The sequence below is a fragment of the Aquimarina pacifica genome, assembly GCF_000520955.1.
In the GTDB taxonomy this organism is placed as follows: domain Bacteria; phylum Bacteroidota; class Bacteroidia; order Flavobacteriales; family Flavobacteriaceae; genus Aquimarina; species Aquimarina pacifica.
On sequence record NZ_JACC01000015.1, the window covers coordinates 40101 to 60816 of the forward strand.

At 33.4% G+C, this 20716-nt stretch carries 18 protein-coding genes; 15 read left to right on the forward strand and 3 right to left on the reverse strand.

The features are described 5' to 3' along the window. Nucleotides 1-197 precede the first annotated feature (197 nt). Entirely contained in the window at nt 198-1325 is a 1128-nt protein-coding gene (gene bshA / locus DZ60_RS0110645) for an N-acetyl-alpha-D-glucosaminyl L-malate synthase BshA (RefSeq protein ID WP_025742060.1), read from the forward strand. Between the two features lie 33 nt (nt 1326-1358). Here bshA and DZ60_RS0110650 read toward each other — a convergent pair whose 3' ends face one another. The 3 genes from DZ60_RS0110650 to DZ60_RS0110660 all read right to left on the reverse strand — a co-directional run bounded on the left by DZ60_RS0110650 (nt 1359) and on the right by DZ60_RS0110660 (nt 3651). Then, entirely contained in the window at nt 1359-1847 is a 489-nt protein-coding gene (locus DZ60_RS0110650) for a hypothetical protein (protein ID WP_025742061.1), read from the reverse strand. A gap of 324 nt (nt 1848-2171) precedes the next feature. After that, entirely contained in the window at nt 2172-2714 is a 543-nt protein-coding gene (locus tag DZ60_RS0110655; protein ID WP_025742062.1) for a hypothetical protein, read from the reverse strand. A gap of 13 nt (nt 2715-2727) precedes the next feature. Then, nucleotides 2728-3651, reverse strand: a complete 924-nt coding sequence (locus DZ60_RS0110660; protein ID WP_025742063.1) for an OmpA family protein — start codon at nt 3649-3651, stop codon at nt 2728-2730. A 353-nt stretch (nt 3652-4004) separates the two neighbouring features. On the opposite strand from DZ60_RS0110660, the gene hisG reads away from it, so the two are divergent. The 14 genes from hisG to pyrR all read left to right on the forward strand — a co-directional run bounded on the left by hisG (nt 4005) and on the right by pyrR (nt 20691). Then, the gene (gene hisG, locus DZ60_RS0110665; protein ID WP_025742064.1) at nt 4005-4862 is read left to right on the forward strand and encodes an ATP phosphoribosyltransferase; all 858 of its coding nucleotides are present in this window, start codon (nt 4005-4007) and stop codon (nt 4860-4862) included. 22 nt (nt 4863-4884) lie between these two features. Further along, nucleotides 4885-6168: a histidinol dehydrogenase gene (gene hisD, locus DZ60_RS0110670; RefSeq protein ID WP_025742065.1), complete on the forward strand. Its 1284-nt coding sequence runs from the start codon at nt 4885-4887 to the stop codon at nt 6166-6168. 11 nt (nt 6169-6179) lie between these two features. Then, entirely contained in the window at nt 6180-7229 is a 1050-nt protein-coding gene (gene hisC, locus DZ60_RS0110675) for a histidinol-phosphate transaminase (RefSeq protein WP_025742066.1), read from the forward strand. 111 nt (nt 7230-7340) lie between these two features. Then, nucleotides 7341-8477 (forward strand): bifunctional histidinol-phosphatase/imidazoleglycerol-phosphate dehydratase HisB, encoded by a 1137-nt coding sequence (gene hisB / locus DZ60_RS0110680; RefSeq protein ID WP_025742067.1) that lies wholly within the window; start codon nt 7341-7343, stop codon nt 8475-8477. A gap of 83 nt (nt 8478-8560) precedes the next feature. After that, nucleotides 8561-9142: an imidazole glycerol phosphate synthase subunit HisH gene (gene hisH, locus DZ60_RS0110685; RefSeq protein WP_025742068.1), complete on the forward strand. Its 582-nt coding sequence runs from the start codon at nt 8561-8563 to the stop codon at nt 9140-9142. A gap of 54 nt (nt 9143-9196) precedes the next feature. Next, a complete protein-coding gene (gene hisA / locus DZ60_RS0110690; protein ID WP_025742069.1) occupies nt 9197-9952 on the forward strand; it encodes a 1-(5-phosphoribosyl)-5-[(5-phosphoribosylamino)methylideneamino]imidazole-4-carboxamide isomerase in 756 nt (251 codons plus the stop codon). A gap of 6 nt (nt 9953-9958) precedes the next feature. Then, on the forward strand, nt 9959-10477 hold the full coding sequence (locus tag DZ60_RS0110695; RefSeq protein ID WP_025742070.1) for a DinB family protein: 519 nt from the start codon (nt 9959-9961) through the stop codon (nt 10475-10477). Further along, a complete protein-coding gene (gene hisF / locus DZ60_RS0110700; protein WP_025742071.1) occupies nt 10471-11226 on the forward strand; it encodes an imidazole glycerol phosphate synthase subunit HisF in 756 nt (251 codons plus the stop codon). The genes DZ60_RS0110695 and hisF overlap by 7 nt, the downstream gene beginning before the upstream one ends. A 257-nt stretch (nt 11227-11483) precedes the next feature. Further along, nucleotides 11484-12113 (forward strand): bifunctional phosphoribosyl-AMP cyclohydrolase/phosphoribosyl-ATP diphosphatase HisIE, encoded by a 630-nt coding sequence (gene hisIE, locus DZ60_RS0110705; RefSeq protein ID WP_262482382.1) that lies wholly within the window; start codon nt 11484-11486, stop codon nt 12111-12113. Between the two features lie 207 nt (nt 12114-12320). Next, entirely contained in the window at nt 12321-15026 is a 2706-nt protein-coding gene (locus DZ60_RS0110710) for a gliding motility-associated C-terminal domain-containing protein (RefSeq protein WP_025742073.1), read from the forward strand. A gap of 4 nt (nt 15027-15030) precedes the next feature. After that, nucleotides 15031-15948 carry a PorP/SprF family type IX secretion system membrane protein gene (locus tag DZ60_RS0110715; protein WP_025742074.1) on the forward strand — a complete coding sequence of 306 codons (918 nt, stop codon included), beginning with the start codon at nt 15031-15033 and terminating at the stop codon, nt 15946-15948. Then, nucleotides 15949-18009: an OmpA family protein gene (locus DZ60_RS0110720; protein ID WP_025742075.1), complete on the forward strand. Its 2061-nt coding sequence runs from the start codon at nt 15949-15951 to the stop codon at nt 18007-18009. Between the two features lie 174 nt (nt 18010-18183). Next, nucleotides 18184-20007, forward strand: a complete 1824-nt coding sequence (gene rpsA / locus DZ60_RS0110725) for a 30S ribosomal protein S1 (protein ID WP_025742076.1) — start codon at nt 18184-18186, stop codon at nt 20005-20007. Nucleotides 20008-20151: 144 nt separating this feature from the next. After that, nucleotides 20152-20691, forward strand: coding sequence for a bifunctional pyr operon transcriptional regulator/uracil phosphoribosyltransferase PyrR (gene pyrR, locus DZ60_RS0110730; protein ID WP_025742077.1), 540 nt, complete (start codon nt 20152-20154; stop codon nt 20689-20691). The last annotated feature ends 25 nt before the right edge of the window (nt 20692-20716 follow it).

Sequence of the window (20716 nt, forward strand, 5' to 3'; positions counted from 1 at the left end):
TTATTCGTTAATCTGTTATATTTATAGGTGTAAAATATTGATTTTTAGCTCTTAGTTTAATTTTTGGTCATTTTAGAACATCAAATTAGTTGTAGTTTTAAGGCTCATAAGTTTTGTTTATGTTGTTTTTTTAAAAGTCCTTTAACAAAATACAATGCCAATTTTCTTGTACCTTGTCACCAAATAATAATGTATTCATGAATATTGCTATTGTATGTTACCCTACTTTTGGTGGGAGTGGGGTTGTAGCCACAGAATTAGGAATTGCTCTTGCCAAATTAGATCATCAAGTTCATTTTATAACATATAAACAACCTGTTAGATTGGGATTGTTAAACCCAAATATTCATTTTCATGAGGTAAGTGTACCTGAGTATGCTCTTTTTCATTATCAACCATATGAATTAGCATTATCTAGCAAGTTGGTAAATACCATAAAAAAATATAAAATAGATTTGCTACATGTTCATTATGCAATACCTCATGCCTACGCTGGCTATATGGCTAAGAAAATGTTGGCAGAAGAGGGGATTGATATACCAATGGTTACTACATTGCACGGAACAGATATTACTCTTGTAGGAAATCACCCTTTTTATAAACCAGCTGTAACATTTAGTATTAATCAAAGTGATATTGTGACCTCAGTTTCTCAGAGCTTAAAAGATGATACACTAAGATTGTTTGACATTAAAAAGGAAATAAATGTAGTCCCTAATTTTATAGATGTAAGTCAACAGAAAACCAGTTTCACAGATTGTCAGCGAGAATTAATGGCAAAACCTGACGAAAGAATTATTACTCACATTAGTAATTTTAGACCTGTAAAACGTATTCCTGATGTGATTGATGTTTTTTATAATATTCAGGATGCAATGCCAGCAAAATTACTGATGGTAGGAGAGGGGCCTGAACGCAAAGAAGCCGAAAAAAAATGTAGAGAGTTAGGAATAAAAGAAAAAGTCATCTTTTTGGGGAATAGTAATGAGATAGATAAGATATTGTGTTTTTCTGATTTGTTTTTACTTCCTTCAGAAAAGGAAAGTTTTGGGCTCGCAGCCTTAGAGGCTATGGTAAATCGGGTACCTGTGATATCGAGTAACACAGGAGGAATACCCGAAGTTAATGCACAGGGTATTTCGGGGTATTTAAGTGAAGTTGGTGATATTAATGAAATGTCTAAGAATGCTATTCGCATTTTAGAAAATGATACTACTTTAGAAATGTTTAAACAGAATGCATTTTTAGAAGCAGAAAAATTCGATGTAAATGCAATTGTTCCTAGATATATTGCTTTATACGAAGAAGTACTTGCAATATTCTAGGAACAATTTTATAGTATTAAAATTTTTTCTTTTCTAGAATTGATAACGTATACCTAATGCTATATCAAGGTCTAAATCATCATTAAAATCTCCGAAACCAATTTCTGGTCGAATATCGATAGAAAGAAGTAGTGGAATATCAAAATCATATTCTATACCAATATCACCACCAATAAAGAAATAACTATCTCCATTATTATCGCCAGGTAAGTCATTGTCATAATCAACAAATCCAACACCTCCTCCGGGTCCAACATACCAATTTAATCCTTTATCTAGATTAAAGACCCATTGGTATATCCCTGCTAATTTTATAGCAGTTGCATAATCCCAGTCTCTCCATCCTAAGTCTAATTCTAATCGGTTATTATTACCTAATCCTCTTTGGTAAGAAACTTCTGCGCCAAATCCATCATTATCTCCAAGTCTCAATCCTATAGCATTTTTAGCTATTTCTTGGGACTGCATTGTAGTAAAAGAGCTAACAATTAAAATTACAATAATTAAAATACGTTTTGTCATAGTAAAAATAGGTTTAATATTGAATTCTCGAATATAACGTCACAAATGTTTTGTTATGTAAGTGAGGCTCTTAAATTTTTGTTAATATTGCTTAGTTGCGGGTAATATTCTAAGTTCAAAATTTGAAAAAAATGCAATGCTTTTTGCATGATAATATTTGAATAATTCTTTTAAATAAAATTTCTAACTGTATCCTGAGAATCTATTACTTAATATATAAGGTTAGTCTTTTGTTCATTTTATAATTGTTTACAGATCGTAAAAAAAGCCTCTGTAATAGTATTACAGAGGCTAATAAAAATAGTAAATGGTTAGTGTGATTTACTATTTATTTTTAAGTTTTTCGGCTTGATCTTTCCAGTTATCTCGTTCAATTCTTCCAGGGAAGAACTGAATAAGTTCTGTTACTGTATCAATATCTTCTTTGTTGAATTTACTAATTTGATCAAATGTGTAAATACCAATACTATTAAGCTTCTTTTCTATAAAAGGACCTACACCGCTAATAAGTTTTAAGTCATCTTTCTGCGATTCATCAGCTTTTCCAAAACTTTCGAAATTTAGGGTGGGACTTGGCGTATTGACATCATTAGTTGCAGGAACGCCACCATGTTCTCTTGTCTTAATGGCTTTAATTGATTGATCATCTGGATTAGATGCCTCTTCTTTGGTTTTATTTGAAAAAGTAGAATTTGCTTTTTCGTAATTTGCACTTTTTAGAATAGCATTTTTTCTTTCGCATTCATCCAACTCTGCTTTATATTTATTTTTTAGTGCCCATCTTGATAAAAACCACCCTAAAAGAAATGCAAGGGCAAGTAATAATAATAGACACCACCAATTTACTTCGTTTAAAAAATCTAACATAATAGTTATTTATTTAGTTTACTTTTATTTCTATTCTTCTGTTTTTTGCTTTATTTTCTTCAGTCGTATTAGGAACTACTGGATTTGATTCGCCTTGAGATGTGGCTTGCAACCTTGTCTTATCAATCCCCTGAGAGATTAAATAGGTCTTCACGTTATTAGCTCTTTCTTGCCCATACCAAAGGTTAGATTCGGTAGAGCCAACATCATCAGTATGCCCAATAATTCGGACTGATTTTTCAGGATATTTTTGGAGATAATTTTTTAACTCAAGAGAGTAGTTAGATAAAGTTGCATCCGGCTTAAAGGTTTTTTCTCCGAAATTAGAATAGAGCGTTCTATTGGCGATGCTTTTTTCTACTTCTACTAACCTAGATTCGTCTAAAATGTTAAATTTAAGACCTATACCTCCATAATAGATACCTTCAGTGTCATATGAATACTCTTCTAAGGTACTTTTGGTTACAATACGATCAGCATTGATACCGGCATTAACCAGAATATTTTTAATGTACTCAGCTCTAGAGATTCCCAGGCTATCCGGGTTTTTAGTTTCAGGCGCGTTTTCATAGCCAAGAATAAGAATTTCTTGGTCCTGATGTGTTCCTAAATACTCAGCAACCTTTGTACTGAAATCAGATATAGCCTCTGGGATAAACACGTTTCCATCTGCATTATTAATTCTTAAGTTGTCAGGATACCTAAAAACGTCCTCACCTAGATGATCCTTAGCGAACAATCCGTTGGCAAGTTTTACAGCCATGATACTATCATCATATGCTTTTTTTGCTAAGGCTTCGGCTTCGGGATCTGTTTTATCCTGAACTATAATAGAGTCTTTATTGACCTCTTTTTTACACCAATCACAGGAATAATACCACCATATTCCTAACCAGGCAAATAATAAAAAAATAAGAAATGAGATTAAGTTTTTCATAGAATAATGATTAGTGTTAGTAACTTAAAGTTATAAAAATGTTTAATATCTACCTATTAAGTGCTTTAAATTCTATTATTTATGTGTCAAAATAAGACTAATCGCAAAAAAATAAGTTGAAATGCGTTTCAGAAAAAATTATTTTTTATAAATTCGCGAAATAATTATAGAAACAAATGAATACAATAATAATACATCATCATCATTCTTACATATTCGCTCAGGCGTGGTAGGTTTGGTATGTGTATAACATAATATAATAACTAATAAAAACCCGTTTGAGCAGTTCAGACGGGTTTTTTTATTTCAATATAACTTGGATTTGAATTGGTCAGACATAATAAAACGAAACAATGTCAAAAATTAAAATAGCTATTCAGAAAAGTGGTCGTCTCAATGAGGATTCGGTCAGAATATTAAAAGATTGTGGTATATCAATTGATAACGGAAAGGATCAATTGAAGGCGGAGACTCGTAATTTCCCCATGGAGGTAATGTTTTTGCGTAACGGAGACATTCCTCAATATCTAAGAGATGGAGTAGTTGATATCGCAATTATTGGGGAAAATGTGTTAATAGAAAAAGGTAAAGACATATCTATCGTAGAACGACTTAATTTCTCTAAGTGCAAAGTATCGCTGGCAGTACCCAAGAATTTTGAGTATAATTCTATTCAAGATCTTGATGGAAAAAGAATTGCAACGTCTTACCCTAATACTGTTAAAGACTATTTGTCAAAAAAAGGAATTTCAGCTGAATTACACCAAATATCAGGATCTGTAGAAATTGCACCAAATATAGGGTTGGCTGATGCTATTTGTGATATTGTTTCGAGTGGTAGTACATTATTTAAAAACAACCTTAAAGAAGTAGAAGTAATGCTAACTTCTGAGGCCGTACTCGCTGTTTCACCAAAAATATCTGAAGACAACAAAAAACTACTAGAAAAGTTGAGATTTAGAATTAATTCTGTTCTCAAAGCTAGAAATTCGAAGTACGTTTTGCTGAATGCGCCCAATGACAAAATAGAAAATATAGTTAAGATATTGCCAGGAATGCGAAGTCCAACAGTACTTCCGTTGGCTCAGGATGGTTGGAGCTCTATTCATACAGTAGTAGAAAAAAATAGGTTTTGGGATATTCTAGATGAGCTAAAAGCACAAGGAGCTGAAGGTATTTTGGTTTGCCCAATCGAGAAAATGGTTATGTAAGTGAAGAAAGGATTTAGGAATTATGAAAAAAATATATAATCCGAATAAAGGTGAGTGGTCAGAGGTTTTAAGAAGACCAACTCAAACCGTGGCAGATATCGAACAAATCGTATTGAATATTTTTAACGAAGTTAGCGCTAGCGGTGATATAGCTGTAAAGAAGTATACTGAGAAGTTTGATAAGGTCAATTTGGTAGATATTTTAGTAACTAAAGAGGAGATAAATGAAGCTGTTACTTCAATAAACGAAGACCTTAAACAAGCCATTATGTTGGCAAAACAAAATATTGAATCATTTCATGCAGCGCAAAAGACAGATAAAGTTTCGGTAGAAACAGTTGATGGAGTTAGGTGTTGGCAAGAGAAAAGACCGATTCAAAAAATTGGGTTGTATATACCAGGTGGAACAGCACCTTTATTTTCTACAATTTTGATGTTAACTGTTCCTGCAAATTTAGCAGGTTGTAAAGAAATAGTGTTGTGTTCTCCTCCTGATAATGAGGGTAAGATCAATCCAGCTATTTTGTATGCTGCAGATTTATGTGGGGTGACCACTATCTGTAAAGTGGGAGGGATTCAGGCAATTGCAGGAATGACGTTCGGTACAAAATCGATACCTCAAGTGTATAAAATATTTGGTCCCGGTAATCAGTTTGTTACTGTGGCAAAACAATTAGCAACTAAGTTTGGGGTTTCTATTGATATGCCAGCAGGTCCAAGTGAATTATTAGTAGTTACTGATGATAGTGCTAACCCATCTTTTGTGGCTTCAGATTTATTGAGTCAGGCAGAGCATGGGGTTGATAGTCAGGTGATTTTGGTGTCAACTTCTAAATCAATGTTGGATGCAGTAGAAAAAGAAGTAGAAAAACAACTAACCATCTTACCTAGAAAAAAAATTGCAGAAGCAGCAATTGCGAATTCGAAATTAATTTATGTAGAAAATAGTGATCAGGCTATAGAATTGATCAATGAATATGGTCCCGAACATTTTATTGTTTGTGCCCAAGATGAAGATTTTTATATAGATAATATTGCGAATGCGGGTTCTGTGTTTATTGGAGATTATACTCCAGAGAGTGCAGGAGACTACGCATCAGGAACAAACCATACACTACCTACAAATGGATATGCAAAGCAATATAGTGGGGTTAATTTAGATAGTTTTATGAAATCAATGACATTTCAGAAAATTTCAAAGAAAGGGATTCAAAATATAGGACCGGCAATAGAGTTGATGGCAGAAGCAGAGGGTCTTCAGGCTCATAAGAATGCTGTGACCTTGCGATTGGAGAGTTTAAAATAAGTGCAAAGAAAATGAATAATTTAACCTTCGATTTTAATAATTTGGTTCGTGAGAATGTAAGAAGTTTAACACCCTATTCTTCTGCTAGAGATGAGTATGTTTCTGATGGGTCAAAAATGATTTTTCTCGATGCAAATGAAAACCCGTTTGATAACGGAGTCAATAGATATCCAGATCCACAACAACGTTCTCTTAAAGCAGTTTTAGTGCAGCAAAAAGAGGTGCTGTTAAATCAAATCTTATTAGGGAACGGAAGTGATGAAGTTCTGGATTTACTTTTTAGAGCTTTTTGCGAACCCAAAGTAGATAATATTATAACATTGCCTCCGACCTATGGCATGTACAAGGTACTAGCTAATATAAATAACGTAGAAGAACGTCAAGTTTTTTTAGATCATACTTTTGAACCTGATGTTTCTAAAATTCTTGAGAGTACTGATGGTAATACTAAAATTATCTTTTTATGTTCTCCTAATAATCCAACCGGAAACTCTTTTTCTGAAGATCGCATTGTGACTATTTTAGAAAATTTCAAGGGATTGGTGGTAATTGATGAAGCATATATAGACTTTTCTGATAAAGAAAGCTGGATAAAAAGACTAGATGAGTTTCCAAATTTGATTATTACACAAACGTTGTCCAAGGCGTATGGATTAGCAGGTATTCGATTAGGGTTATGCTATGCCTCAAAAGAGATTATAGAGATTCTTAATAGAATAAAACCGCCTTATAACGTTAATGAACTAACGCAAAAGAGGGCATTGACTAGAGTGTTAAATAATGATCAAGTAACAAAAGAAGTGTCAGATATACTTTTGGAAAGAAATCTTTTGGCAGCTGTATTAAAAGATATTCCTTTTGTATTAAAAGTATATCCAAGCGATGCTAATTTTATTTTGGTAAAAGTAGATAATGCAGATCTACGATATCGAGAGTTGTTAGAAAAAGGTATTGTTATTCGTAATAGAGGTACACAACCATTATGTGAGAATACCTTGCGTTTTACTATAGGTACCAAAGAAGAGAATAAAGTATTGATAGAAACATTGAAGAAATTGTAGTCTTTTTTTAGTGTTGCTTAGTTTATTGATTGTGGATTTATTATTAATTAAGTAGTGCTAATACAAAGAGTTTAATTAAAAATTCTCGTACTATCGAGAGTAAATAATAAGATGAAAAAGAAAGTATTATTCATAGATCGTGATGGAACGATTATTAAAGAAACGGTTGACGAACAAATAGATGCATTCGAGAAAATGATTTTTTACCCGAAAGCATTCACATATTTAGGGAAAATAGCACAAGAACTAGATTACGAATTAGTTATGATTACTAATCAAGATGGTCTGGGTACAGATGTTTTTCCAGAAGACACTTTTTGGCCTGTTCATAATTTTATTCTAAAATCTTTCGAAAACGAAGGTGTTGTTTTTGATAAGGTATTTCTTGATAGAACCTTTCCTCATGAGAATGCTGACACAAGAAAACCCGGAACAGGATTATTAACAGGATATTTTTCTGAAGAATATGATTTAGCTAATTCTTTTGTAATAGGTGATCGTTTAACAGATATGGAGCTAGCAAAAAATTTGGGAGCTAAGGGCATCTTTATTAATGATGATACTAATTTGGGAACAGATGAGATAACAATAAAAAGAGATGAACTTGATACGTATATAGCACTAGAAAATAATGATTGGCAGAAAATTTATGAGTTCTTAAAATTAGAAGATCGTGTTGCTGAAATCTCTAGAAAAACAAATGAAACGGATATTTATATTAAACTTAATCTAGATGGAACAGGTAAGAGTACTATAAATACGGGGATAGACTTTTTTGATCATATGCTAGATCAAATTTCTCGTCACGGACAAATGGATTTAGAAATAAGTGTGAAAGGCGACCTTGAGGTAGATGAACATCATACGATAGAGGATACTGCAATTGCATTAGGAGAAGTGTTTAGTGAAGCATTAGGAGGTAAATTAGGAATAGAACGTTATGGGTTCTGTTTGCCAATGGATGACTGCCTTGCCCAAGTAGCAATTGATTTTGGTGGTCGTAATTGGTTAGTTTGGGAGGCAGAATTTAAAAGAGAAATGATAGGGAAAATGCCTACAGAAATGTTTCTCCATTTCTTTAAATCTTTTACAGATGGGGCCAAAGCAAATCTTAATGTAAAGGCAGAAGGAGACAATGAACATCATAAAATTGAAGCAATATTTAAAGCATTCGCAAAGGCGATAAAAGTAGCGGTAAAACGAGATCCTGAGAAAATGATTTTGCCAAGCACAAAAGGAATGCTTTAACTTTTTCTTTTCGATTTTTGAAATAAATACAAAATATAAGGTTCGATTCTAGATATTTAGTTCTGAACCAGAATGATGAAATTATGAAAATAGTAATTGTTAATTATGGTGCAGGTAATATCCAATCAATAAAATTTGCTATTCAAAGATTAGGGTATGAAGCGGTTTTAAGCGATGATCCAGAAGAAATTAAAAATGCTGACAAAGTAATATTTCCTGGAGTAGGAGAGGCGAGTAGTGCGATGAAAAAACTTAAAAATTCGGGGTTAGATATGTTAATTCCTAAACTTAAACAACCGGTTTTAGGAATATGCCTAGGCATGCAACTTATGTGTAACTATACAGAAGAAGGCGATACCAAAGGTTTAGGTATTTTTGATGTCAATGTTGTACGTTTTAATCATGGTGTAAAAGTACCACAAATAGGATGGAACCAAATCGAAGGACTTGATTCACCACTTTTTGAAGGAGTGACTCAAAATGAGTATATCTATCTAGTGCATAGTTTTTATGCTCCCATAACAAAAGATACTATTGCGACATCTACCTATGGACTGCAATATACCACTGCTTTGCATAAAGATAATTTTTATGGCACACAATTTCACCCAGAAAAGAGTAGTCTAACTGGGGAACGAATTCTAAGGAACTTTTTAGAAATATAAAAAATATACCCAAGTATATTAAATGACACTAATTATACAATACAAAGAGAAGTAATGAGAATAATACCAGCAATAGATATCATAGATGGTAAGTGTGTTAGACTGTCTAAAGGAGATTATGATACAAAGAAAATATACAATGAGAGTCCTTTAGAAGTAGCAAAACAGTTCGAAGCACATGGTATCGAATATTTACATTTGGTAGACTTAGATGGTGCAAAATCAAAACATATTGTAAACCATAAGGTTTTAGATCAAATAGCATCTAAGACAAGTCTGAAAATTGATTTTGGAGGAGGTCTTAAAACAGATGAAGATCTTAAAATTGCTTTTGATAATGGAGCCCATCAAATTACAGGAGGTAGTATTGCTGTTAAAGATCCAGATACATTCGGTTCATGGTTACAGAATTTTGGAGCTGACAAGATTATTTTGGGAGCAGATGCAAATAATGAGAAAATTGCTGTTAGTGGCTGGCAAGAAGAGAGTGATAAAGAATTGATTCCATTTATAAAAGAGTATTTGGAAAAAGGAATTTCTTATGTCATTTGTACAGATATTAGTAAAGATGGGATGTTACAGGGGCCTTCATTCGATTTATATAAGAAAATAATTGCGCAAGGCAAAGTTATTGCAGACGACAATAATATAACACGAGAGATAAAATTAATAGCTTCAGGTGGTATTTCAACATTTGATGAATTGCCTAAACTAGCCGAAATAGGTTGTGAAGGCACTATTATAGGTAAGGCTATTTATGAAAACAGAATTAGTCTTAAGCAATTAGAAAAGTACATTCTCGAAAAATAATTAGAAATGGAAAAGGAGATTGTCGAAGAATTTATAGAACAGATTATATATCGATTAGATGAGAGTACTCGCATGGTTACACTAAGTTTTGACCATTTGTCGGATGATGATATTTGGAAGCGAAGTAATGATTTATCTAATAGTGTTGGTAATTTGGTACTGCATCTTTGTGGAAATATACGACAATATGCAATCTCTTCACTAGGAAATTCAGAAGATACAAGAGTACGTGATCAAGAGTTTGATGCTACAGAAGGGTTTTCTAAAAAAGATTTATTAGACAAACTCATTGATACGGTTGAAACGGCAAAAAGAGTTTTGAAAAGTTGTGCAGCCTCAGAACTATTAAGAAAGAGAGAGGTGCAAGGGTTTACCTTTTCAGGTATAGGAATAGCAATTCATGTTACAGAGCATTATTCCTATCATACGGGGCAAATCGCATTTTGGACGAAGCAATTAAAAAATCATAAAAGTCTAGGTTTTTATGATGGGATAAATTTGAATAAAAAAAATAAAGAATGTTAACAAAAAGGATTATACCGTGTTTGGATATCAAAAATGGTAGAACAGTAAAGGGAGTTAATTTTGTTGACCTAAGAGATGCAGGTGATCCCGTAGAATTGGCGCAAATCTATTCAGAAGCTGGAGCTGATGAGTTAGTGTTTCTTGATATCTCAGCGACAGAAGAGCGTCGCAAAACACTTGCTAATTTAGTACTTAATGTGGCAGAAAAAGTAAATATTCCTTTTACAGTCGGGGGTGGCATATCATCAATCGAAGATGTAGATATTCTCTTGCAAAATGGAGCTGATAAAGTTTCTGTAAATTCGTCGGCTGTCAAAAACCCTCAATTGATTAATGATTTGGCGGGTAAATTTGGTTCTCAGTGTATTACGGTTGCAATCGACGCTAAACAAATTGATGGTGAATGGATAGTTCATTTGGTAGGCGGAAAGGTGCCTACAGAACTCAATTTGTTTGATTGGGCTAAGGAAGTTGAAGAACGTGGTGCAGGAGAAATTCTTTTTACTTCAATGGATCATGATGGTACTAAGGATGGTTTTGCTAATGAGGCACTTAACAGGCTAAGTACAACGCTTACTATTCCTATAATTGCTTCTGGTGGTGCAGGTAATATTCAGCATTTTGTCGATACTTTCAGAGATGGGCAATCTGACGCAGCACTTGCGGCGAGTGTATTTCATTTTAAGGAGATCGAAATTAAGGCATTAAAGCAAGAGTTGAGAAATAATGATATTCTTGTACGATTATAAATTAAGACATAAAGTAGTGATGAGAACTTAACATATATTGATTTTTTAATGAAATTCAATTGTAATTTTTTGAAATCGAAGATGTATAGGTAACATTTTGTACTAAAATAACACTAACAATAAATGATAATTTAGTTTATTTTCCTCTTAGAAGGTTTAATCTTAAAATAATGTAATTAGAGATATTCAAACTCTAAAAAATAGTACTTTTTTACGTTGCTAAAGGAAACGAGGTAATAAATTGAAAAAATAGATTTATAAGTGGATCTAAACAAAATTATAAAGTAAATATGAAAATAGATTTTAATAAGAATAGTGACGGATTGGTCCCTGCAATAATTCAGGATGTATCCACAAAGAATGTACTTATGTTAGGGTACATGAATGAAGAAGCATATTCAAAAACTTTAGAAACTAAGAAAGTTACTTTTTTTAGTAGAACGAAAAATAGAATTTGGACCAAGGGAGAAGAAAGTGGTAATTTTTTGAATCTTGTAGATATCAAGAATGATTGCGACCAAGATACCCTTCTGGTTACTGTTAATCCTGTAGGTCCTACATGTCATAAAGGTTCGGATACATGCTGGGACGAGGATAATAAAACAACTTTTGGTTTTTTGTCAGAATTAGAAACTGTTATAACCAACAGAAAAGAAAATCAAGTTGATGAAAAATCTTATGTAGCTTCTCTATTCAGGAAAGGTATTAATAAGATTGCTCAAAAAGTGGGGGAAGAAGCTGTAGAAGTTGTAATAGAGGCAAAAGACGATAATGATGAGTTGTTTTTGAATGAAAGTGCTGATCTTTTATTTCATTACCTAATTCTATTACAGGCAAAAGGTTTTAAATTAGAAGATATTGTAGGAGTTTTAAAGTCAAGAACTTAATAATGTTTATCTAAACTATCGGTTAAAAGCTGATTTCATCGACAAAACATTGATTTATTAACAAAATATTCTATATTTGCTCCTTTAAATAAACCAATTTTGAAACATATAGACATAAAATTACTCTTTTTACCGGTTCTTTTATTTTTTTGTCAACTAACACACTCTCAATGTAATCTAGGTCATATTGATATTAATGAGTGCTATATGGAAACTGTTGATGGCGACGGTGATGTTAGTGGTAACCCAGATGGGATTATTAATATTTATGACCTTACAGGGACTACGGTTGCCGATGGGGTTTGGGAAATTGCACCAAACTATGCCATTGCTTTTGACGAAAGTACAGGAGACATGTCTTTGTGGGCATTGCAAAATTCAACTACCATAGCCACAGCTAATGATTATAGTTTTGAATTATTAAATACTGCTGTTTGTGGTACAGACCCAGTTAGGACGGCCACACTAAACCTTGGTGCATTTTCGGGAGTGGCATTGCCGAGAACAGGTACTCTTAATGTGAATGCGTCAGGATGTGATGCAGAAGGTTTTGATTTGTTTACGGCATTTCTGCAAGATGATCAAATACCACCCCCTCATCAAAATGGTACATGGAGCTATAACGGTTCAAGCCCTAATTTTCTGGGATTCGGAGAAGAAAAAGATGGATTAGAATCTACATTTTATGCAAGTATCCCATATCAGGAAGGACTTCCTAGAGTAGATCAGGAAGTGTTTGAGTTTACCTATACTGTTCCTGGATTAGGCCCTTGTGATGCTAGTAGAGAAACTACGGTAAGAATAGCGATGGTTAGACAAGTATCTGCGGGAGGTGGATCAGGAACTGATATTTGTGAAAATGATATACAAGCGGGACTTTATGATACAGATATAGATTTACGAGATGATTTATATTTACAAGGAGAAGATAGTGAGGGGATTTGGTTATATGAACTTGATCCAACAGGGCAATTGTCAAATGCCTCTGACTCAAATATCAATATAAAAGAATTATATGATAATGTTATTGATGGTGGAAATAATCTTAGGTTTGGTTGTGAGTCGTTTGAGTTTTTCTATTCGGTCGAACAAAGGTCAGGAGTTTGCTTAAATGATACTACAAGTGTTAATATTTCTTTTTATGAACAGTTAAGACCATTTAGTCAGACAGTTGCACCACCAATTATTTGCGCGAATGAATCTCCAGGGGATTTCAATTTATTTAGCTTGCTTGAGTTTACTACAGAAGGAATAACTGATTTTGTATATACTGATGAAAAATATGTGAACTGGCGATTGGTTAGCGGGCCTTCTGATCTGGGTCTACAAACTCTCGAAAGCTATTATCCGATACCTCCTAATGTAATTCCTGATGATTTCCATTTGGGAGCAATAAATACTTTCTATCAAATCCCAGGTACATATGTTTTTGAGTATGCTGTAAGTCCCAAAATTAACTGTCAGGAAGGTGAGATATTATGTAATCCGTTTGATTCTCCAGGTGATTTTTTCTATTGCGAACATCCGTGTGCAGTAGAAACAGGGCTTGTAACAATTGAGGTTGTTGGTTTTGATTCTGCAGGAATAGATACAGAGGGGATTAATTTATGTGAAATAGATGGTCAGGTAGATCTTAGGAGTTTGTTATTGCCAAATGGTGCATTTCCTATTGCAACCACGGGTGTGTGGACAGATTCTGGGGGTGCTATAATTGATAATGTATTTATTTTTCCTGATAGTGATACAGAGCAGACCTTTACTTTTACGTATTCAACTAGTACGGTAAATGGTTGTGTCGATAGTGCAGATTTGACTTTTACTATTAATAAGGAGGTTTATGCTGGAGAAGATGCAAGTGTTACATTATGTTCTGATGATTTAACAGTAACTCTTTTTGATCTTTTGGGAGGTGATCCAGACACTACAGGTTTATGGACAGGTCCTTTTGCATATGAATCAACGGATCATTTAGGAGTTTTTGATGCAACAGATGAGCTTTTGCCGATAATTGGTTCAGGAACCTATACGTATACTGTTCCTGGTAATTCTGGTTGTACTTCTATTGATGATGCCACAGTAACCGTAAGCATTGTCGACCCGATAGAAATAGGGGAAGATGTAAATGAGACTTTTTGTAAAATAGATGGTCGTGTGAACTTGTATTCACTTCTAGATAGAGACACAGTAAGAACAGGTTTTTTTGAGGATACTGATGATACTGGCGCTTTAAATGAAGAAGGAGTTTTAGAATTTGAAACATTGACTAATGAAATTTATACTTTCAGGTATGTAGTGTCAAATGCACTGCCTTGTGATGAATCTTCTTTGTTAGTTGCTGTTCAGATTGTTGATATACCTTCGCCTGTCTTGCCAGAACAAGAATTTTGTATCCTTGATGCAAAGCGATTAGAAGATATAGAAGTAGATGTGTTAAATTATAATTGGTATGATCAATTAGAAAGTGAAAACCCAATAATTGATAACCCGATACTACTTAATAATCAGATTTATTACATAGCATCAGTCGATGCTAATAATTGCGAATCAGAACGGGTTGAAGTTTTGATTAAGATATTGAATACCGGAGAGCGGTTTTCTAATGGGGATTTGTGTACAATGGATTTTCAGGATGGTGTTTCACCAAATGGAGATAATCAGAACGATAGTTTTGCACTACAGATTGACGATCTTTTTAATATTCCAGAAGCATTCCCGGATTTTGACCTTAAAATATACAATAGATATGGTAGTCTTGTATATGATGCAAATATTAATACAGAGGAGTTTAGAGGAGAGAGTAATGTGTCCTTGAGACTTGGAGACGATCTTCCTTCGGGTACTTATTTCTATATTTTTAATCCGAACTTTGAGAATAACCTACCAATACAAGGAAGTTTTTACCTAAGCCGATAAATCAATGAATTTCAAGTTATTTTTTTTAATTTCTGTAGTATTCTGCACGATAATTCATGCCCAGCAAGAGCCTCAATACTCACAATATATGTATAATATGAGTACTGTTAACCCTGGTTATGTTACGGGTCAACAAGGGTTGATCTCTACTGGTTTGCTCTATAGAAAACAATGGACTGGTATTGAGGGATCTCCTCAGACAGCAAATGTATTTGCAAACATCCCGTTGAGTGAAAAAATTGAAATAAGTCTTAACTATGTTAATGATCAAATAGGGGATGCAATTGCTGTTAATAATGATTATGTTAATGTTGATTTTGCATATGCAGCAAAAATTTCTGATCAAACCAATATTTCATTTGGTATAAAAACGGGTATTAATAGTTTTAGACTAGATTCCTCTTCATCTGATGTAGCATCTGATCCCGCATTTGCAGATAATACGTCGACAACCCAATTAAATGTTGGGGCGGGTTTATATTTGTATACTAGTGATTTTTATGCAGGAATTTCTTCGCCTAACTTATTGCCAAGTGAGACAGAAATAGACGGTATAGGGGTTGCACAAACAAAGACACATTTATATGCCATTGCAGGGTATGTGTTTGATTTTTTAGATGAAGTACGTTTAAAACCATCAATGGTAATAAAGCAAGTTGTGGATTCTCCCTTGACATTTGATTTGTCTGTTAACTCATTGATATATGATAGGTTCGAGTTAGGGGTTTCTTATAGATATGCAGACTCTTTTATAGCTTTGGCAGGTTTTAATATAACTCCAAATCTTAAGATTGGGTACTCCTATGATTTTAGTGTTAGTGAGCTTAGCGGTTATAATAATGGTAGCCATGAAGTTGTAATGCTGTTTAATTTTGATTTACTTAACCTAAGTAATAAATACGCTTCACCAAGATTTTTCTAGATGATAAAGACTAAAATATTTATAGTATTTGCAATAACATTATTGATTAGTCAATTCGCTTTTGCACAGAAAAAAAGTAGAGCAGATCGTTTTTTTGAAAAAGGGGATTATATTAATGCTGTTGTACAATATGAACAAGAACTGAATCAAGAAGGGTACTCTAAGCATATTTTAGAGAATATCTCAACGTCTTACTACAATACATTTCAGTTTAGAAAAGCGTACAAGTATCTAAAAAGACTTACCTCGGGTAAGTTTTATGAAAGAGATAAAGAATATGATAACTCATATAATTTTATGGCTGCTCAAGTGTTATCTGCATTGGGAGAATATGATAAATCTGTCATTTATTTGGCAAAGTATAAAAAAGGAAATGGGTTAGATTTTAATAAACAAGATGCTGTTGGAGTTATTGAGAATTTTAGACTTAAAGAAAATGATTATCGAGTCGAACATACTCTTTTTAATTCTGATGCATCCGAGTTCGGAGCTGTTAAAATCGACAGTACTGTTTATTTTGTGACCGATAAGTATCCGCACGGAGTTCTTAACAAAAATTATAAATGGACACACCGTCCTTTTTTAGATATATATAAGGTAGTGGTAGATAAAAACAATAAACCTATTTCTGAATTAGAAACATTCTCTAATGCAATTAATTCAAAATTGCATGAAGGTAATTTTTGTTTTTCTGCAGATGGTAATACAATATATTTATCAAAAAGTAATTCTGAAAAAAAGAAAAACAGATTTGATAGTATTAATAATAATCCAATTCACATATATAAGGCTAGTAAAGTCGATGGTGAATGGGGAGCACCAGAGAAATTGCCTTTTAACAATATAAATTATTCTACTGAACACCCGTCTTTGAGTGCAGATGGAACAAAGTTGTATTTTAGTTCTAATATGCCAGGTGGTTATGGTGGCTTTGATATTTATGTTGCCGATGTTAATGAAGATGGCACCTACGGAGCACCTAAAAATCTTGGTTCAAAAATTAATACAGAAAACAGAGAACAATTCCCCTTTATTTCAGAAAAAGGACACTTGTTTTTTTCGTCAAATGGTCATTTAGGGCTTGGTATGATGGATATTTTTGTTTCAGAATTAAAAGAAGGAAAGCTTTCTGATCCAATTAATCTTGGTGTACCTATTAATTCTAGTTATGATGATTTTTCTTTGGTGTATCATAATGAGAAAGATGGTTTTTTTGCTTCAAATAGAAAAGATAAAAGTGATGATATTTATTTCTTTTCTCAGATCGGAGAAATTTTTCCAAAGGAATATAGAGCTCGTTTTGAAGTGAAAGATTACGCTACAGAATCGTACATTCCTAATTCAGATGCAGTTTTATTTAATAATGATAACGAAATTGTATACGAGAGCCAGTTAGATTCTATAGCGAGTTTTGATCTTAAGGTTTTTCCTGGTAGGTATAATTTCAAAGCGTCTGCAGAGGGGTATAGAACAAGAACAAAACCTTTGTTGGTAAATGAAAATGAGGAAGAGGTGTATGTTGTTTATTTAGAAAAGAAGAAAGTCGATGATCGCATAGCCGTTACAAATAACAAATCTGCAGATAGTACTAAGATTACGACAATCAATACAAGTACCAAAAAAGAAGAAGTAAGTAAAACTAAACTTAGAGAGTTGCTGCTCGCAGATAAGGATGGGCCACCTGTGATTGAGAAAAATGGAAAACTCTATTTTGATATGCCGCCAATTTACTTTGATTATAATAAGTGGAACATAAGGTCTGATTCAAAAAAGGTACTTGATAAGTTAGCAACTAAGTTAGAACGATATAATACTGTATATCTCAAAATTAGTTCTCATACAGATAGTAGAGGAACGGACACGTATAATCAGGTTCTATCGTCGAAGAGGGCTGAATCTACACGTAATTACCTAGCTCTTGTAGGATATGTGAATGCCAGAAGAATGAAATTTGAGGGGTACGGAGAATCGCAACCGATAATTGATTGTGGTAATAAAGTTTGTACCGAAGAAGAGCATCAAACGAATAGAAGAAGTGAGTTCGAGATAATTAAATTTTAGAACGAATATAGTAAGTCTCTAATCTTTTGTTTTCTAATAAATTAAATTGTATTTTTGCACTCCTTTTCAGTGAATAAGAGAATTGAAAAGGGTGTAATTTTAACTTTAATTAATACTTCTGTATAGTTTTCATCTTGATTCTCAATAATATACAGGATACAAATTTTATCTTCAATGTCTGAAGAAACAAAAAACACAGATGTTCAGGAAGTAGAGACTCCAGCAGTTGCAGAAGCTCCACAACAAGCAAATCCTGAACAATTTTTAAAAGAATTTAACTGGCACAACTACGAAGAGGGTATTGATCCTATCGAAGATTCTAAACTTGAGGAATTTGAGAAGTTAGTAGCAGAAAACTTTGTAGATACGCTTAATGATGAAGTTGTCGACGGTACTGTAATTAATCTTACAGATCGTGATGCAATCATTGATATCAATGCAAAAAGTGAAGGGGTTATTTCATTAAACGAATTTCGTTACAACCCAGATCTTAAAGTAGGAGATAAGGTAGAGGTGTTAATTGATGTACGCGAAGATGCTACAGGTCAGTTAATTCTATCTCACCGTAAAGCACGTGTTATCAAAGCATGGGATCGTGTAAATGGTGCTCATGATACAGGTGAAATCGTAAATGGTTTTGTAAAATGTAGAACTAAAGGAGGAATGATTGTTGATGTTTTCGGTATCGAGGCATTCTTACCAGGTTCTCAAATTGATGTGAAGCCAATTCGTGATTATGATGCTTATGTAGGTAAAACAATGGAATTTAAGGTTGTGAAAATTAACCATGAATTCAAAAACGTTGTTGTTTCTCATAAAGCACTTATCGAAGCCGATATTGAAGAACAGAAAAAAGAAATCATTGGTCAGCTAGAAAAAGGTCAAGTGTTAGAAGGTACTGTTAAGAATGTTACTTCTTATGGTGTATTTGTTGATCTTGGAGGAGTTGATGGATTAGTACATATTACTGACTTATCTTGGTCTAGAATTAACCATCCTAATGAGATTGTTGAACTAGATCAGAAATTAAACGTTGTAATCCTTGACTTTGATGAGGCTAAAACACGTATACAGTTAGGTCTTAAGCAGTTAAAACCACATCCGTGGGAAGCTCTTGATAAAGAACTTAAGGTAGGTGACAAAGTAAAAGGTAAAGTAGTAGTAATTGCTGATTACGGTGCATTTATAGAAGTTGAAGAAGGAGTAGAAGGATTAATTCACGTTTCTGAAATGTCTTGGTCAACACACTTGCGTTCTGCACAAGATTTCGTAAAAGTAGGAGATCAAGTAGAAGCAGTAATTCTTACTTTAGATAGAGAAGAGCGTAAAATGTCTCTAGGTATTAAGCAGTTGACTCCAGATCCATGGACTGATATCACTACCAAATACCCTGTTGGTTCTAAGCATAATGGTATCGTTCGTAACTTTACTAACTTTGGAGTATTCGTTGAGTTAGAAGAAGGTATTGATGGTCTTATTTATATTTCTGATCTTTCTTGGACTAAGAAAATTAAGCATCCTTCTGATTTTACTAACGTAGGAGATACATTAGATGTTATTGTTCTTGAGTTAGATGTAGAAGGACGTAAATTAAGTCTTGGTCATAAACAGACAGAGGATAATCCTTGGGATAAATATGAAACTGAATTTGGTGTAGGAACTAAGCATACTGCAGCTATCGGAGAGATCGTAGACAAAGGTGCTACTATAGATTTTAACGAAGATATTGTTGCCTTTATTCCTTCACGTCATCTTGAGAAAGAAGACGGAAGTAAGCTTAAAAAAGGTGATGAAGCAGAATTCCAAATTATTGAGTTCAATAAAGAATTCAAAAGAGTAGTTGCATCACATACAGCACTATTTAAAGAGGAAGAAGCTAAGATCGTAAAACAAGCAGCTAAGAAAGCAGCAAGTACAAATGCGTCTGAGAAATCAACGCTTGGTGATCTTGATGTATTAGCTGATCTTAAAGCTAAAATGGAAAAAGGAGAGAAGTAATTCTTTGTACTTTTTTTGATATAGAAAAGACCGCTCAACTGAGCGGTCTTTTTTTTATTACAGTACTTTTTATGTTTAAAAGAGGTAGTGCAATAATCCTAAAATTTCATTACTTTTGTACTCCAAAGATCTATTTTGGAGATTATGAGTCAAAAATTACTACTTAGTGCAAAAGAGATAGATATAATTCTGCATCGTTTGGCTTGTCAATTAATCGAAAATCATACACATTTTAGAGATACTGTTTTAATTGGAATTCAGCCAAGAGGTGTTTTTTTGGCAGATCGTATTAAGAAAATTTTGGTCGAAGATTATCAGCTATTGGATATAAAAATGGGGCATCTAGATATTACATTTTATCGAGACGATTTTAGAAGAGGAGAAAAAATTCTTGAGGCGAATAAAACAAATATCGATTTTGTAGTAGAAGATAAAAGAATTGTTTTTATTGATGATGTCCTTTATACCGGAAGAAGTATAAGAGCAGCATTGACTGCTGTTCAGTCTTTTGGGAGGCCTCAAGAGATAGAGTTATTAGCTTTGATCGATAGAAGATTTAGTAGGCATTTACCAATACAACCAAATTATAGAGGCCGTCAGGTTGATGCTATAAACCAAGAAAAGGTAAAAGTTGATTGGGTTGAAAATGGAGGTCAGGATGCTGTATATCTTGTTGGTGAGTAATGATGTTTATTTAATTATGTAAGCC

Excerpts from the sequence above, each read along its gene's own strand:
- bshA (WP_025742060.1), top strand. The coding sequence starts at position 198 with ATGAATATTGCTATTGTATGTTACCCTACTTTTGGTGGGAGTGGGGTT.
- DZ60_RS0110650 (WP_025742061.1), bottom strand. The coding sequence starts at position 1,847 with ATGACAAAACGTATTTTAATTATTGTAATTTTAATTGTTAGCTCTTTT.
- DZ60_RS0110655 (WP_025742062.1), bottom strand. The coding sequence starts at position 2,714 with ATGTTAGATTTTTTAAACGAAGTAAATTGGTGGTGTCTATTATTATTA.
- DZ60_RS0110660 (WP_025742063.1), bottom strand. The coding sequence starts at position 3,651 with ATGAAAAACTTAATCTCATTTCTTATTTTTTTATTATTTGCCTGGTTA.
- hisG (WP_025742064.1), top strand. The coding sequence starts at position 4,005 with ATGTCAAAAATTAAAATAGCTATTCAGAAAAGTGGTCGTCTCAATGAG.
- hisD (WP_025742065.1), top strand. The coding sequence starts at position 4,885 with ATGAAAAAAATATATAATCCGAATAAAGGTGAGTGGTCAGAGGTTTTA.
- hisC (WP_025742066.1), top strand. The coding sequence starts at position 6,180 with ATGAATAATTTAACCTTCGATTTTAATAATTTGGTTCGTGAGAATGTA.
- hisB (WP_025742067.1), top strand. The coding sequence starts at position 7,341 with ATGAAAAAGAAAGTATTATTCATAGATCGTGATGGAACGATTATTAAA.
- hisH (WP_025742068.1), top strand. The coding sequence starts at position 8,561 with ATGAAAATAGTAATTGTTAATTATGGTGCAGGTAATATCCAATCAATA.
- hisA (WP_025742069.1), top strand. The coding sequence starts at position 9,197 with ATGAGAATAATACCAGCAATAGATATCATAGATGGTAAGTGTGTTAGA.
- DZ60_RS0110695 (WP_025742070.1), top strand. The coding sequence starts at position 9,959 with ATGGAAAAGGAGATTGTCGAAGAATTTATAGAACAGATTATATATCGA.
- hisF (WP_025742071.1), top strand. The coding sequence starts at position 10,471 with ATGTTAACAAAAAGGATTATACCGTGTTTGGATATCAAAAATGGTAGA.
- DZ60_RS0110710 (WP_025742073.1), top strand. The coding sequence starts at position 12,321 with ATGGAAACTGTTGATGGCGACGGTGATGTTAGTGGTAACCCAGATGGG.
- DZ60_RS0110715 (WP_025742074.1), top strand. The coding sequence starts at position 15,031 with ATGAATTTCAAGTTATTTTTTTTAATTTCTGTAGTATTCTGCACGATA.
- DZ60_RS0110720 (WP_025742075.1), top strand. The coding sequence starts at position 15,949 with ATGATAAAGACTAAAATATTTATAGTATTTGCAATAACATTATTGATT.
- rpsA (WP_025742076.1), top strand. The coding sequence starts at position 18,184 with ATGTCTGAAGAAACAAAAAACACAGATGTTCAGGAAGTAGAGACTCCA.
- pyrR (WP_025742077.1), top strand. The coding sequence starts at position 20,152 with ATGAGTCAAAAATTACTACTTAGTGCAAAAGAGATAGATATAATTCTG.